Source organism: Paucibacter sp. KCTC 42545 (genome assembly GCF_001477625.1).
Lineage (GTDB): Bacteria > Pseudomonadota > Gammaproteobacteria > Burkholderiales > Burkholderiaceae_C > Paucibacter_A.
Genome location: NZ_CP013692.1, coordinates 1,553,512 through 1,568,716 on the forward strand (window position 1 = coordinate 1,553,512; position 15,205 = coordinate 1,568,716).

The 15,205-nt window shown below is 64.4% G+C and carries 13 protein-coding genes; all 13 read right to left on the reverse strand.

Annotation, left to right across the window (positions count from 1 at the left end; all coding sequences use genetic code 11):
• Positions 1-26: 26 nt before the first annotated feature.
• The 13 genes from AT984_RS06920 to AT984_RS06980 all read right to left on the reverse strand — a co-directional run bounded on the left by AT984_RS06920 (position 27) and on the right by AT984_RS06980 (position 15,203).
• Entirely contained in the window at positions 27-1,907 is a 1,881-nt protein-coding gene (locus tag AT984_RS06920) for a secretin N-terminal domain-containing protein (RefSeq protein ID WP_058719466.1), read from the reverse strand.
• Positions 1,904-2,458, reverse strand: coding sequence for a hypothetical protein (locus AT984_RS06925; RefSeq protein ID WP_058719467.1), 555 nt, complete (start codon positions 2,456-2,458; stop codon positions 1,904-1,906). Before AT984_RS06925 ends, AT984_RS06920 begins: the two co-directional genes overlap by 4 nt.
• Positions 2,455-3,300 carry a hypothetical protein gene (locus AT984_RS06930; protein ID WP_058719468.1) on the reverse strand — a complete coding sequence of 282 codons (846 nt, stop codon included), beginning with the start codon at positions 3,298-3,300 and terminating at the stop codon, positions 2,455-2,457. The genes AT984_RS06925 and AT984_RS06930 overlap by 4 nt, the downstream gene beginning before the upstream one ends.
• Complete coding sequence (locus tag AT984_RS06935) at positions 3,297-4,040, reverse strand: PilN domain-containing protein (RefSeq protein WP_058719469.1); 744 nt, start codon at positions 4,038-4,040, stop codon at positions 3,297-3,299. The genes AT984_RS06930 and AT984_RS06935 overlap by 4 nt, the downstream gene beginning before the upstream one ends.
• Before the next feature lie 29 nt (positions 4,041-4,069).
• Complete coding sequence (locus tag AT984_RS06940) at positions 4,070-5,104, reverse strand: hypothetical protein (protein WP_058719470.1); 1,035 nt, start codon at positions 5,102-5,104, stop codon at positions 4,070-4,072.
• Between the two features lie 51 nt (positions 5,105-5,155).
• Positions 5,156-9,160: a DUF6701 domain-containing protein gene (locus AT984_RS06945; protein ID WP_058719471.1), complete on the reverse strand. Its 4,005-nt coding sequence runs from the start codon at positions 9,158-9,160 to the stop codon at positions 5,156-5,158.
• 7 nt (positions 9,161-9,167) lie between these two features.
• Positions 9,168-9,572: an agglutinin biogenesis protein MshP gene (locus AT984_RS06950; protein ID WP_156421922.1), complete on the reverse strand. Its 405-nt coding sequence runs from the start codon at positions 9,570-9,572 to the stop codon at positions 9,168-9,170.
• A 28-nt stretch (positions 9,573-9,600) separates the two neighbouring features.
• Positions 9,601-10,482 carry a PulJ/GspJ family protein gene (locus AT984_RS06955; protein ID WP_058719473.1) on the reverse strand — a complete coding sequence of 294 codons (882 nt, stop codon included), beginning with the start codon at positions 10,480-10,482 and terminating at the stop codon, positions 9,601-9,603.
• A complete protein-coding gene (locus AT984_RS06960; protein ID WP_058719474.1) occupies positions 10,469-11,065 on the reverse strand; it encodes a type IV pilus modification PilV family protein in 597 nt (198 codons plus the stop codon). Before AT984_RS06960 ends, AT984_RS06955 begins: the two co-directional genes overlap by 14 nt.
• Complete coding sequence (locus AT984_RS23830) at positions 11,065-11,523, reverse strand: type II secretion system protein (protein ID WP_058719475.1); 459 nt, start codon at positions 11,521-11,523, stop codon at positions 11,065-11,067. The genes AT984_RS06960 and AT984_RS23830 overlap by 1 nt, the downstream gene beginning before the upstream one ends.
• A gap of 34 nt (positions 11,524-11,557) precedes the next feature.
• The gene (locus tag AT984_RS23835) at positions 11,558-11,950 is read right to left on the reverse strand and encodes a type II secretion system protein (protein ID WP_058719476.1); all 393 of its coding nucleotides are present in this window, start codon (positions 11,948-11,950) and stop codon (positions 11,558-11,560) included.
• A 266-nt stretch (positions 11,951-12,216) separates the two neighbouring features.
• Entirely contained in the window at positions 12,217-13,461 is a 1,245-nt protein-coding gene (locus AT984_RS06975; protein ID WP_058719477.1) for a type II secretion system F family protein, read from the reverse strand.
• Positions 13,461-15,203 carry a GspE/PulE family protein gene (locus AT984_RS06980; RefSeq protein ID WP_058719478.1) on the reverse strand — a complete coding sequence of 581 codons (1,743 nt, stop codon included), beginning with the start codon at positions 15,201-15,203 and terminating at the stop codon, positions 13,461-13,463. Before AT984_RS06980 ends, AT984_RS06975 begins: the two co-directional genes overlap by 1 nt.
• Between the last annotated feature and the right edge of the window lie 2 nt (positions 15,204-15,205).

Sequence of the window (15,205 nt, forward strand, 5' to 3'; positions counted from 1 at the left end):
GCCGCGGCAAGCTCGGCATTTCTTGCTCAGTGCTTGTTGGCCGGTGGCGTCTGATCGGCAGCGCCGTCATTGCTACCGCGGCTGCCATTGACGGTGATCACCCGCCGGGCTTTTTCGTCCATGTCTGACAAGGCCATCGAAGCCGCGCGGTTGTGCTGCTCCCAGTCCTCGGCGCTGCGGATGATGCTGGGCTTGATCAGCACGATCAGCTCACGCTTGCGCCCGCTGTTGGCGCGGTTGCCGAACAAGGTGCTGGTGATGGGATTGCTGTCGGCGCCGGGCAGGCCGGAGCCTTTGCGGTTGGATTCCATCTGCATCAGGCCACCGATGGCCACGATGTAACCGTCGGGGATGCGCACCACCGTGTCGGTTTCGTTCATGCTGTTGGAAGCCAGCGGCAGGCGGAAGTTACCCAGCGTGCCAAGATCGATCTGCTTGACCTTCTCGGTCACCGAGGTCACCGCTGGGTGGATGTGCAGGGTGATCATGTTCTCTTCGTCGATCTGCGGCGTGACGTCGAGCGCGATGCCGGAGAAGAAGGGCGTGAGCGTCAGCGTCGGAACGCTGGGCGTGTTGGTATTGGTGTTGTTGTTCGTGTTGTTATTGGTGGTGTTGCTGCCAGAGATGCCGGTGACGTAGTAATCGTCCGAGCCGACCTTGAGCACCGCCTTTTGATTATTCAGCGTGGCCACGCGCGGGCTGGAGAGGATTTGCGTGTCGCCATGGCTTTCCAGAAAACTCAGCAAGCCCTGGAAGTTGCCGCGCGACAGGGCCAGGCCGAAGGCGCCCGCACCGGGTGAAAGCATGGGCACTAGATCGGGCCAGTTCGGATTCGGGATGGCGGTGGACATCACCGGCAGGCCATTGCTATTGCTGACCAGCGGATTGACGATGGTGTTCACGCCGGTGGGGATGCTGGGGTTGATGCTGGTCTGGCCGATGGCGCCGTTCTTGCCCAACACCGACCAGTCGATGCCGCTCTGAAAGCCTTCGCGCAGCTCCACTTCCACGATCTTGGCTTCCAGCATCACCTGGCGTTCAACCGCCAGTTTGGTGCTGCGCAAAAAGGTTTCGACCGCACGCATTTCGTCCGGCATGGCGCGCACGGCAATCGTGCCGGCCTGGGGGCTGGCGATCACATTGCGGCCGCTTTCGGTGCCGACCAGCGCGCGCAAGGCGGCAGTGGTGTCGGCCCAAAAATCGTTCTTGGTGCTGGTGGCGACATGCGAGCTTTCTTGCTGCTGAGGCACGCCGCCCGTGTTGTTCGTGCTGCCGTTGCTGCTGCCCGTGGTGCTACCGGTACTGCCCGCATTGGTGCTTTGTCCGGCGCCTGAGCTGACGCGCAATTCGCTGCGGCCCACGCGCTGCTGCTGCAGATAGTTGACCGTGAAGATGCGGGTCTGCATGGTGGGCGGGAAGACGGTGATGCGGCGGCCATCAAACTTGAAGTCGTAGCCGTAGACGTCGCGCAGCGACTCCAGCGCCTCGCGCACGGTGACGCCCTTGAGCGTGACCGAGAGCGAGCCGTTCACCGAGGGGTGCACCAGCATGCTGTAGCGCGTGTCGGTGACGAGCGAGAGGAAAACATCGCGCACCGGCGCGCCGTTGACGACCAGATCGAAACGCGGCTCGGGTGGTGCAGCCGGTACAGGCGCCGGGGCTGGCGTTGCCGCAGCTGCAGCCGCAGCATTTGCATTGGCGGCAGCGGCGGCGCGGGCTGCGTTGGCCTTGTTCGCGGCATTGGCGGCGTCGAGTTCATCGCGCAGCTCGGTGCGGGGCTGGGCCAGTTGCAAAGGCTTGTCGGCGCAGCCGGCCAAGAGCAGGGCCAGCAGTGCCGAAAGCGCCATGCTGGGGGCGAGGGCGCTGGCAAGGCGGGGGCTGGCTGAGTGATGGCGCCTGAGCTTCATGGTTTCTCCTGGAGGTTGGCGCTGGGTGTCGTCGAATTCATGGTGGCGCTGGGGCTTGTTGTTCTTGGGCTGGGCTTGGCGGTCTGCTTGGGCGCCCGAGGGGCAGCGCCGCTTGGCACCGGGGCCGTGGCGTGTTTTTCAATGCCGGGGTAGATCGCTTCACGCCGGGTGCCGCGGCCATCGCGCAGCCAGACGGCCTGGCTTTCAATCCGCACGATGGTGGCGTCTCCCAGCTTGGCGCCCACCGGCAGTAAGCGGCCGCCGGCCACCACAAAGGCTTTGCCCTCGCGGATGGTGATGTGTTGCACCGCCCGCTTGCTGTGTTCATCGCTATCTGCGCCAGCCGCCCCTGGCGCCGGGCTGCGCAGCTCGGCCGGCCAGGCGCTGGGGTCGCGCAGTTCTTCGCGGCTGCTGGGGGCGGTGGCTGAGGCTGATGCAGCCGGCGCCGCGCTGGCTTGCGCCAAGGCCTGTGTCGATACGAGTGCGAGCCCGCTGAGCAAGCCGATCAGGCCCAGCAAGCGGGCGTGGTTGGTGTTGGATTTGGTGCTCATGATGCGCGAGCCTTGGGCAGAAAGACTTGCACTTGCAGCAGCACCGGCTTGCCATCCCCCTGCGACCAAAGGCGCAGTTCGCCCCAGTGCAAGCGGGGCAGGGCCAATTCGAGCTGGCGCAGATACCGCATTTGATCCAGATACTCACCAGCGACTTGCAGTTCCAGGCCTTGCCAGGTCAGGGGCATCTCGGCATTGGCGGCATTGGCGGCAATCGCGGCATTCCCGGGATTAGCGGCGCTTGCCGCGTTGGCAGCTTGCGGGGCCGCTTGGCTCATGCCTTTGCTGTTCGCTTGGGTGGCGAACTGAGCAGGGCCTTGGCCCTCCGGCAGGCTGGCCAGCTTGAGCAGGCTCAGGCCCGGGTGCTGTTTGAGCAGGGTGGCTAAAAGTTCGGGCAATTGCTGCGGGATCTGTTGCTTGCTGCTGCCAGCGGTGGCCGTGTTGCTCCCCGGCACTTGGCTTTGCAGCAGGTTCTTGAAGCCAGCGTCCACGGCCAGGCGCAGCTGGGCTTGCTGTTGTTGGGCAGCGGCTAGCCGGGCCTTGAGTTGGCTGCCCTCGTCCTGGCCGCCTGGGGCGCTGCTGGCGCCAAGCGGTGCGGCGCTGGCGGTGAATTGGTCCCGCAGCAGCTTGAGGTCTTGGTTCTGCTTGAGCTGGGCCTTGGCCAGAGCTTGGGCTTCCAGCTTGAGGGGGGTGATGACCAGGCTGTCCGCAATCGCAATCAAGATGGCGGCCAGGCACAGAAAAATGAAGGCGCGCTCCCGCAGGCTGAGCGCGTCAATGCGCTTGGCCCAGCTCTGCCATGTGGCTTGCCAGCTGCTCAGGGTTTTGTTGCCGGCCATCATGGTGTTGTGCCTGCTTTCAGGTCGCTGGCGCCGGGGGCGCCCAGCTTGTTGGCCGGTGCAGGCAGTGCGCTGACGACGCGGAAGGACCAGACCGCCAAGCCGGGGCGTGGCTTCGGCGTGGAAGGGCTCAGCCAGGCGGCTGGTGCAGCAGCAGTTCCTGCTGGATCATTGGCCTCGCCACCAAGCGGGCCGTCAGGCCCCCATTTCTCCACCTTCACCGAGCCCAGTTGCAGCCCAGCCAAGAGTGGCTGCCCGGCCAGGCGTTCCAGCCAGGTACGCAGCGCCACTGGGTCCAGAGTGGCGCCGTTGAGTTCCAGCTGACCCGGCATCCAGCGCAGCGAACCCAGCCAGACGCTGGCGGGCACGGTCTGAGCCAGAGACTTGAGCAGGTCGGAATGCCGATAGCCTTCTGCCGCCAAACCGCCGTTGAGGATGTTGAGGGTCAGCAGCTGCGCTTGATTGGAGAGTTCCAACTGATTGATCTGTTGGGCCAAGAGCTTGGGATCCACCGGTGGCGGCAGCGCGGCCAGGGCTTGGGTCAGGGTTTGCAATTCAAGTGCACCGCGGGCTTGGGCCTGGGCAAAGTCGCGCTTAGATTGCTGGGCTTGCAGGTTCAGCCACAGGCACAAAGCCAGCGTGGCCGCCAGCAGCATGGCCATGGCCTGCACCATGGTCAGGGCCGAGAAATAGCGTTTCGGCGCAAGCAGAATGGGGGTGAGTAAATTGATTTGCTGGGCCATGGCGGGGTCGGGTGATTGGGTCCTGGGCCTCAGAGTGCGCGGGTTTCTTGGCGCAGGGCAGCCCCCAGCAAGGGCAGGCACTCGCTGAGCTGCGCGGCATCGGCGTCAGCGGCAATACCGCTGAACAGCGCGGGTAGCTGTATCGCCAGGGTGCGCAGGCCGAGCTCGCGCTGCATCAAATTGGCCAGCTGATCGCCATGCTCGGCCACCAGCAGGTAGAGGCGCGCCAGCGGCAACTCGGGCCAGGAGCGTTCCCACAGGTCGATGGAACGTTGCAGCTCGATGATCAGCACCGACTCTTCGCTGTCCTCGCCCATGCCCATGCCCAAGCCCGAGAGGCTGGTGCCCGGTGTGTACTCAAAACCCAGCGGGGCTTCTTCCAGCGGCTTGTGAGTCTGGCTGCCGGTGGCGCGCGCCGTCAGGCGCGGGTCGCCATCGAGCCGGCGGGTGAAGAACAGCTCGCCACCCACGCTGATGGTCAGCAGGCACTGCTCGCCCTGCATCAACAAGGCGGCGGTGGCACGCTCCGGCATGGCGTCAGCCCGGGCCTGTGCGGTCTGCACATTGCGCAGTGCGCATTCCCAGCTGTCCACCACGTTCAGGCTCAGGCCAGCGGCCTGGCAGGTGCTGCTCAGCGCCGTGATGGCCGCATTGCGCGCCGCCACCACAAACAACTGGCGCTGGGTGCGCGGCACATCGCCGCCCACATGCATGACGTCGAGGGTCAGGTCATCCAGATGCACTTCCACCAGCTCTTTGATCAGCCAGCGCGCGGCGGCTTTCAACTCACCAGCGGGCACATTGGGAGTGTCGACCTTGAGGATTTGATATTGGCTGGGCTCCAGCAGGGCCAGTACCTCACCAGCATGCAATCCCAGGCTGCGAATGGCTTTGGCGCGCGCCTCCGCCTCATCGGCCAGATTGCGCAACACACCCCATTGCAGCACTTCAAGGGGCTTGTCAGTCGCTTGGGCCTGATCGGTCAATACATAGGCAAATAGCCCGTCGTGGCAGCGCACGCTCAGGCGTAAGGTGTTGCGTTGTTTGCCCCAAGGCCATCTCATCTGGAATAGTCCGATCCGTGAAAACAAGTCAGGCGCAGGTCAATACTTCAATCAATAGTTTTCGCGCTGATACACCACATTGTCAGAGCCGCGGTAGAGGCCAAACGTCGCCCGCGCCGAAGGATCCTTGCTGTACGTGCCCGCGCACCAAGGCCCTTGCAGATAGGCCAAACCCGCCGCCAAAGTGGCCGCCACGCCGGGTGTCCAGCTTTGCAAGCAGCTTTGATCGCTCACGGTACTCAAGCTCAAGGCCACATCCATGCTGCCACTGCGGCCCCCTCCGGGTTTACTCAAGGTCAGGCTGCTGGCGCCGCTGAGCAGCTTGTAGGTTTTGACGGGCGAGAGGCCATCGCTGGTAGTCAAAGTCTTGCGGTAGTTTCCGTAATTCAGCGCTTTGGAATCGATGGAAGTACAGCTGTCCAGTGTGTTAGTTACAAAGTTACTGCCGTCCCAGTATTGCGCGAGCACGCGCATGCTGAGGTCGCGGTTTTGCGAGCCGATGGCGTTTTGCAAGCGCAGCTGGCCAAAGCGCAGATTCACCGGCACCGCCGTCAATGGCGCCAGCACCGAGCGCAGCGCCGCCCGGTCATTGCCATTGGGTGGGCTGTCGGTGTCCAGGTTGAAGCTCATCATGCCCACGCCGTCGCTGTCCACCGGGGCGATGCCGAAGCTGCTTCCGGGGAAGGGGCCGTCGGGTGTGCTCAGGCGTGAGACGGTGGCGCTGAGCTGCGCGTTGGTGGATTGGCCCAGGTTCCAAGTGCCGCTGCTGGTGGCGCTCAGCCGCGCACCGATCTTGAAGGGCGTTGTGCCATTGATGCCCGCAGGGTTGAGCGCATTGGCCGCCGCCAGGTCCAGCTTGGCGAAGGCGCCGGTGTAATTCTGGGTGGTGGTGCCCTGCACATTTTGGGCGGTCAGGGTGAAGCCGAGCTTGAAGGCCTCGCCCAGATAGGTGAAGGTGGAAATGGGTGAACAGGCGGCCGCCAAGCGGTCGCTGAGGATAGTGTTGCTGGCCACAAAACCGGCCGGCACAAAGCGGCCTATGCGATTGTTTTGCACCGAGCCGACGAAGACGGTGGAGTTGAGATTGAGCCCGGCCGTGCCCAGGAAATTGCTGAGCACGCCAGTGGTGTTCAGCAAGAAGCTGCCCACCTCGCTGTACTTGAGGTCATTCACCGTCAGCGTGCCGCCTACAAACCCGCTGATGGTGGGGTTGGTGGCGCTGGCATTGCTAAGCACCCCCAGCACGCCGGTGCTCGGGGTCTGGCTACCCGCCACCGGGCTTAGGGTGATGGGGCTGTTAAAGCTTGGCGCCAGGCCGCCTGCCGTGACCTGGGCCAGGGAGGCGGTGGTGTCGAAAGCGCCCCTGTTCGTGGTGTCAGCCGATGCGCTCCATCGATAGCCGCCCAGGGTGGCACTGAAGGTGGCCCCTGCCGCGCCGAACTTGGGGTCGCTGAACAGGCTGCCACCGGGGTTGCTCACGCCACCCAGAGTCAGTCCGGTGACGGTGATGGCAAAGGGGCGCAGGGTCAGATCGCCCAGGCTGCCGCTGATGGTGGTGGCGGCGTACAGCAAGCTGTCATCGTCGAGATTGAGGCTGAACTTGCCGATGTCGGTGCTGGCTAGGTTCATGCCGGCCACACCGGCGGTGAAGCTCAGGCCGATGAGGTTGTTGGCGCCTGGCCGGGCGGCGGGAACGCTGAGTGCCGGGCTGATGATGCTGGGCGCCGTCCAGGGCCCGCCGTTGTCGGTGCGCCAAAGCTTGAGGTTACGGCTGCCGCTGTAGTCGGTGGCGATGGCGCAGTTGCCTGTGACGGCATCCTTTTTCCAAAGTGCTACTTGCAAATCGTGATTCCGGCCGGCCACGGCGACATTGCTGCCGAAAATTTGGTTGCCCATGTCTTCGCTCCAGACAAAGGCGTTGTCGCGGTATTGAATGCTGCCGGAGCTGCCCACGGCGGCGGCGACGCTGCTGTCTTGTACGGTGATCACCAGGTTCTGGGCCAGGTTGTGGCTCAGGCGCAGATTGACCACGCCGGCATCCCCGGCGGCAAAGGTGTAGGTCGCTTGTCCGCTATTGGCTGCCCCCGGGGTGAGGGTTCCGCTGGGCGCCGGCCCGCTGCCAACAGCAAAATCCCCCTTGCCGGTGGAGGTGCTCAATTTGATGCTGCCGGTGTAGCCGATCAGCGTGGCGCCGGTCGCGTCTTTGGCGGTCACGCTGAAGGTTTGCGGCGTGCAGGTCGAGGCCGCGCTGGCACTGCTGACCACAAAGCTGCCAATGGCTGGGGTGCAATTGCTCGGTGTGCGGGCGCTGCCGTCGTAGTTTTTGCCGGCTTTTTGATTGTTGTAGATGGTGCTGATATTGGCGGCCGAGATGGCGCTGTCAAAGACCATGAACTCATCCAGCTGGGTGTTCAGACCTTCCCGGGTGCCGGCGTCAATGTCCCAGGAGGCGCCAATGAAGGCCAGACTGCCCTTGGCTTGCTGGTTGATGGTTTCCTTGAAGACGCCGTCCACATAGAGCGAGGTTTTGCCGCCACTGCCCACCAGACCGATGTGGTGCCAACCAGCGGCCAGGGTGCTGAACTTGAACGTGCCGTTGACGATGCTGCCGGGCACATAAGCGCCCCACAAAAAGCCGTTCTTGTCATCCATATAGAACAGATCACCGCCGCCATTGACCGCGGCCAGGATGTGGTACTGGCTGCCGCCGGTGGACAGCGGTGTTTTCATCCAGGCGCTCAGGCTCCAGGCGCTGGGGAGGGGGATGGCCGTGTTGGGGCTGATATAGCGCAGGCCCGTGCTGGCGGAGAGATCGGCATACCGGTCCAGCACAGTCGGCGCCGTGCCACTGCTGCTGGCGCCGTTCACGGCGGTGGCAGGGTACTTGCCGCGGCTGTCAATGACTTCGCCGGACGTGCCTTTGAAGCTGCATTCGTCGAAGTGATAGTCGGCAACAGGTGTTGGCAGGCAGGCGGGCGGCATGGCCCCGCCGGTGTTGTTGATCACGCAGGCATTGCCACAGCTGGCACCGCAACACACGCTGTTGATGGCTGCTGTGTAGCCCAGGGTGATGCTGGCCGATGCAGTGGAGCGCACGCAGGCCTGGGCGATGCTGGCTTGCTCGAAAAAGATGGTGCCGCTGCTGCTGCTGACATCGCCGACGACTTTGGCGCCGTAACCGAAATTGATGGCGCCTGTGCCGCCGGTGATCTTGCCGCTGACGACGGCCTGCTGGCTCACCGTGATGGGGCCAATCGTGCTGACATTGCCATTGACCTGGGTTTGGAAGTCCAGGCTGATCGCACTGCTGCCGCCAGCACTAACGTCGCCGCCGATGATGGCGGCCTGGCCCAGGGTGACTTTGCCCGCGCCACTGATGCTGCCGCTGACCTGGGCCTGGTAGGCCAGATCCACCGTGCTGCCTGTGCTGCTCACCGTACCAGTGACGATTGAGGCCTGGCCCACATTGATGGCGCCGGCGCTGTTCAAATTGCCCTTGATCTGGCTATTCATCCCCGTCGTGATGCTGCCGCTGCTGCTGCTGATGCCGCCGTTGACCACACAGAATTGGCCCACGGCAATACTGCCGGCGTTACTGCTGATGGTGCCGCCAATGGCGGCGCAGTCTTGCAGCTGAATGCTGCCGCTGGTGGCGGTGACGCTGCCACCAATCACCAGCCCGTTGTTGACGGTGTTCACAGAGCCCGCCGTGACATTGCCCATGATCACGGTTTGGTAGGCCATGGTCAGGGCGCCATTGACCGTCAGATTGAGATCGCTGGCCACGCCGCCCGCATTGATGGTGGCGCTATTGCTGATGTCGAGCGTGCCGGTGAAGCGGATATTGGCGGGCTTGGGCGCGCTGATGCTGATGCTGTCGCCGGTGCTCAGGGCGAGTGAACCGCAGGTGTAGCTGCTGCCGGCCGCGCTGCAGCCCGGCGGCAGATTGCCGGGGAAGCTGTAGGCCGCAGCCTGGGCAAGAGGCAGGCTCAGGCAAAGTGCCAGCGCCAGGAAAAATGCACGCCAGTGCAAGAGGAGGTTCAGCCTGTTCACCATGGTGGGCTCAGCGCACCAAGCGGCGTGTCAATTGCCGCTCGACATAGCTGGGGTTGAGCGCCGCAGTGGTGGGGCAGGCGCCCGCACTCGGCGCGTTGCAGGCGGTGGCAGTGATTTGGTAGAAGTTCAGCGTGTTGCCGCCGTCGCTGCCGCTGCTCAGGTTGCAGCTGATGCTGACCACAAAGTCACTCAGATTGCCGGGCAGGGCGATATTGGTGGCGCCAAAGCAGGCGGGCGCCGCCGCTGGGCGAAGCACTTGAAAGCTAGCCCACTCCAACCCGGCATTGGCGGCCTGCATGGCCTTGGCCGCCGCCAACTCGCTGCTGCTGCCGAGCTGCTGGCGCATGCTGAACTTGGCCATGGCCGCGCCCAGCGCCGCCAGCACCACCAAGATGAAGAGCATGGAAATCAAGGTGAATCCTCTCATCAAAGGGCGCGGCTCAGGGCAGGTTGTCAATGTGGATGGCATGGTAGAGCGAAACCGACTCGGTGCCGGAGCGAGTGTCGGCGCTGAGCGTCAGTTTCAGCGTCACCAGCGCAGCGCGCGCGGCCACGGCGGCCGGGGCATAGCTGAAATTGCAGGCGCTCACGCCGGTGGCCAGCACGGTGCTGCTCCCGGTGCTGGGCGGGTCGGGTTGGTTGGGCATAAAGCCGTAGTTCTGATAGCGCCTCAGGGTCTGCACGCCGGCGCTCAGGTCGCAGCGGTAGGTGACCGGGGCGCTGACGGCGTAGACCCGATAGGGCTCGGCGAACAAGCCCACCGGCAGGGCGGCCAGCGAATTGAGGCTGATGCTGGTGGCCGGGCCGGCGCCATTGCTGGCGCTGCGACGGTTTGAGGTGGCCTGCGTGACGGCCGATGAGTTATCGGCATAGGCATTGGCGTCGGGCACATCGGGGCCGAGGTTGTAGAACACCAATTGCTGGCTGTTGCCTAGGTCCAGGCCCGGACCGACCAGATTGAAGCTGGTGTCCAGCACACCGAACTGCAGCGGGTCGGCACCTTGGGTGGCATAACGCGCCGCACCGGTGGTGGGAATCAGCTCCAGGCTCAGACCATTCGCAGTGACTCGGGCGCTATTGGGCAGGGCCAGGGTCAGGTCGCGCGCGATGCGGCGCATGGCGGTGTCGGCCTGGTCGACCAGCTGGGCGCGGGCGGCGGTGGCCAGATAGTTCTGCACCGGCGAGACGATGAAGACGCTGACGATGGCGGCCAGAATGCCCGTCAGCACGATCACGATCACCGCCTCGATCAAGGTGAAGCCGGCCTGGCTCCGGGCGCGGCCGGACCGTGCAGCAAGAGGCAAATGCTTAAAGTGCGGCATTGGGCGAGTGCCGGCTGCGGTAGCCGCTGAGTACGACTTGCGTGCCGCCGGGGCCGTTGACGGTGACGGTGATCAGCAGCGCGTCGCCGCTGGCCTGGCTGATGCTGCCCAGCGCCGCGTTGGCCACATCGATGTTGGCGCTGTAGCCGGCAAGACCTGACACCGCGACGTTGTTGATGTCGACGATGCCGGCGTTCATGGCATAGCCCATGTAGTCATTGACATTGTCGAACTGCGGCGTGCCGAAGCGGGTCTCCCCGGCCTCGGGGCCGAGGTTTTCCACCTGGCTGGCGCAGCCGGCGCTGCTGGCCGCAGTTTCCAGATTGGCGTCGTCGGGGTCACAATAGGTGAAGGCTTGCAGCTGCACCTCTTCCATCAGCGACTCGGCAATCGCCAGCGCCTGGCGTTGCATTTGCGGGTCGGCGCTGCTGGCGCCGGCCTGCACAAAAATCTTCAAGACCCCCGCCAGCGCCGCGCCGATGACGACGATGAACATGATCAGCTCGATCATGGACAAGCCGCGTTGGGGCCTGGCCGTGGGGCGGATGAGGGAGCGTGTGGCGGTAGAGGCGCGCGTGCTCATCATGGGCTGGCGTAGAACAGGCCGGTCTCGTTCTCCAACACAAAGGCCTGGCTGAAGCCGCCCACGCTGACCGTGACGGGCATGGCCGCAGCGGTGGAGGTGATGCTGCTGCCGCTGTTGGCGTGGTTGAAGGTAATGGTTCGGACCGCGCTCTCCGCGATGCAGGGGCTGGACGTGGCTGGGCAGCTGACGGTGCCCAGCGCGCCGCCGGCAGCGTAGGCAAAGCTGGCGCCCGTGCCGCTGATGCTGGCGACGATGGGGCGGCGTTGCACCAGGGACAGGCGCAACATGGCTTGCATCTGGCTTTGCAAGTCATCCGAGAAGGCGCGTAAGCGCCACATCTCGGTGTCCAGCAGGCGCGGCAAGGCGAAGACCGCCAGGGCGCCAATCATCGTCATGACGACGACCAGCTCGATCAGCGTAAAGCCCCTGGCCCGGTCTTGTGAAGGCTGGAACACAAGGGGTTTGGGATTGGCCGGGCGAGCCCGCCGATTACAGGATGCCGATGGCCGTGTAGCTGGCCGTGATGGTGTTGTCGACGGAGTCTTGCACGGTGCAGGTGGCCACCGAGGTGTCGGCCGGCACAGCCGAGGCGGCAATGGCCGGGGTGATCACGACAGTGGCGGGCATGCCGCCTTGCAAAGCATTGGCGACGGAGCCGCAGGTGGTGATGGCGGTGGTCGCGCTGGTGGCGCCCTTGGCCTTGCGGGCAGCGTAGTTGACGGCCGAGGCGCTGCTCAGGGCACCGGCTACACCGGCCACTGCTGCCTGCTTGGCATCGGTTTTCAGGTCAACGAACTTGGGCAAGGCCACGGCGGCCAAGATGCCCAGAATGACGATGACCATGACGAGTTCGATCAAAGTGAAGCCGGCTTGCTTTTTCATGTTTGTCCTTCGGTTGGGGAGTCGGAATGTCGGAGAAATCGTCAATGCCATTGATGCAGTGAATACCTTGATTGCTGTGGCTGCCATCTTTGTCTGGCAGCGGCAAGCAAGGCTCAAGCTATGTTTCACACTCTATATCGGGCGACCTTGGCCTTGTTTGAGATATTGCAGACTTTTGCCAAGCTAATCCCTTTTGCTTCCTGCGCGTGCGTGCACTTCATCACGCCCTCGCCATCCCTATCGGCCATCCCTATCGGCCATCCCTGTCAGCCACCCCGGCCCATGGCCGCCTGGCCCAGGTTCCACAGCGGCAGAAACACGCCCAGTGCCAGGATCAAAACCAGTACGCCGATGATCAGCAGCAAGACGGGCTCGATCGAGGCCGACAGGCCCTTGATGCTGTAGTCGGTTTCGCGCTCATACATGCCGGCGATCTCTAGCATCAGCCCATCCAGTTCACCGGTTTCCTCGCCCACGGCGATCATCTGCAAGACGATGGGCGTGAAGACACCGGAGGCGGCAGCGCAGCGCGAAATGCTTTCACCGCGTTCCACGCCGTCACGCATTTGCTCGATGCGGCTGCCGATGTAGGCGTTCTCCACCGTCTGCGCCACCACCGTCATGGCCTGGCTGATGGGCACGCCCGAGCTGTAGGCCAGGGCAAAGCTGCGGGCGAAGCGGGCCAGCGTGGCCTTGAGCACAATCTCGCCGGCAATCGGCAGGCGCAGCTTGCGGCGGTCCCAGCGGTAGCGCCCGTTCGGCGTGGCCAGATAGCTGCGGATCAGCATCACCAGGCCGGCGCTGCCGGCAATCACCATCGGCCACCAGCGCAGGGTCCAGGCGGAAAAGCCCAGCAGCAGCTTGGTCATCAGTGGCAGCTCGGCCTTGAAGCCGGCAAACACGGCCGCGAAAGTGGGCAGCACGAAGATATTGATGACGATGATGGCAATCGCCATTGCCACCAGCACCATTACCGGGTACCGCAGCGCCTGCTTGATGCGGGCGCGGATGTCGAGTTCAAACTCCAGGTGTTGGGACAGGCGCAGCAGCACCTCGGTCAGCTTGCCGGTCATCTCGCCCACTCGCACCATGGCGATGTAGAAGGGGCTGAAGACCTTGGGGTGGCGGCCCATGGCCGTGGCCAACTCGCGGCCCTGGTCCAGGCTGGCGCGCAGGTCTTGCAGCAGGGCAATCATGGCGGGCTGTGCGGTCGAGGCCTCAAGGCCGGCGAGCGAGCGCAGGATGGGCACGCCGGCTTTTTGCAAGGTGTAGAGCTGGCGGGTCATGACCAGACAGTCTTCGGTGCTGACCGGCCGGTTCTGCAGCATCTGCAGCCAGTCTTGCTGGGGCGCGCTGATGCTGGCGCCGCTGCCGCCGTTGAGGGCAATGCTGACGGGGATCACGCCACCGGCCATCAGTTGCGCGGCGACCGCATCGGCGTCGGTGGCGTCGATCACGCCATCCAGCAATTCGCCGCGGTTATTGCGTCCTCGCCAGGCAAAGGCTTGCATCAGTCGTCGTTGTCAAAAGAGATTCGCATGGCTTCACTCAGCGAGGTCTTGCCCGCCTTGACCAGTGCCAGAGCGCGGTCGGCCAGGGTCTTGCCCTTGAGGCTGAGGCGGGCGGCTTGCATAAAGCCGGCGGCGTCGCCGCGCTGCACGGCCACGGCCATATCGGCATTCATCTCCAGCATCTCGTAAATGCCGCGGCGCCCGGCATAGCCGGTGCCATTGCACTGTGAGCAACCCACGCCCTTGCGAGTCGTGATGCCGGCAGCGTCTGCACCGGCCACTGCCGCCAGCCACGCGGCCTCTTGCGCATTCGGGTGATGATCTTCTGCGCAGTGCTCGCACACGGCGCGCAAGAGGCGCTGGGCGATCACCGCTTGCAGCGAGGTGGCGACCATGAAGGGCGGCGCGCCCATATCGAGCAGGCGGAACGGCGTACTCATCGCATCGCGTGTGTGCAGGGTGGACAGCACCATATGGCCGGTGATGGCCGCGCGCAGGCCAATCTCCACCGTCTGCGGGTCACGCATTTCACCGACCAGAATCACGTCCGGGTCTTGGCGCAAGGTGGCGCGCAGCACGCGGGCAAAGTCCAGCTCGATCTTTTCGTTTACCTGCACCTGGGTCAGGCCGGGCAGTCGGTATTCCACCGGGTCTTCCACGGTGATGATCTTGCTTTGTTCGGCATTGAGCTCGCTCAGGGCGGCGTAGAGCGTGGTGGTCTTGCCCGAGCCGGTGGGGCCGGTGACCAGCACCATGCCCGATTGCTGACCGAGGATCTCGCGAAAGCGCGCCAGCATATCGGCTGGCATCTCGATCTGGCCCAGGCGCCGGATGGCTGTGCCCTGGCCCAGCAAACGCATCACCACCGACTCGCCGTATTGGCCGGGCAGGGTGGACAGGCGCACATCAATCGTTTTGTCGCGCAGGCGCAGGGTGAAGCGGCCGTCTTGCGGCAGGCGCTTCTCAGATATGTCCAGGCCAGCCATCAGCTTGAGCCGCTGCGACAGGGCGGCGGCGATGCGCTTGTCGGCATGGGTCTGCGTCTGCAACACGCCGTCGATACGGGTGCGGATCAGCAGCTCGCCCTCTTGCGGCTCGATGTGCACATCGGACGCCCCGGCTTGAGTGGCGTCTTCGAACACGCTTTGCAGCAGGCGCACCACGGGCGCGCCCTCTTGGCCCACGCTGGCCTGCAAGGCGCCGAAGTCGACCGTGTCACCAATGTCTTTTTCCAGCGCCTTGGCCAGGCCGCTGATTTCTTCGCTGCGCCGGTAATGGCGGTCAAAGGCTGTGGGCAATTGGCTTTCTGCCACCACGGCCATGCTGATGCGGCGCTTGAGCACGCGGCTCAGCTCGTCGTAGGCGAACAGGTCCAGCGGGTCGGCCATGGCCACCAGCAAGGCCTCGCCACGATCTTCCAGCACGATGGCGCGGAAACGCCGCGCAGGGGTTTCGGACAGCAGGCGCACCAGCTCGGTCTTGAGCGGGAAGGTCTTGAGGTTGACGAAGGGGATGCGCAGCTGCCGCGCCAGCACATGGGCCAGGGCCTCTTCGGTGATCAGTCCGGCGTCGATCAGCAAGCGGCCCAGCTTCTTGCCGCTGGCGCGTTGCAACTCCAGAGCCTGGCTGAGTTGCTGCTCGGAGATTAGCTGCTGCTGGACCAGCACGTCGCCGAGTCTGACCTTCTTCGGCGGCGCGGCCGCGCTGCTGTTGGCGGGGCTGGGGTTCAGATCGGCGTCCATAT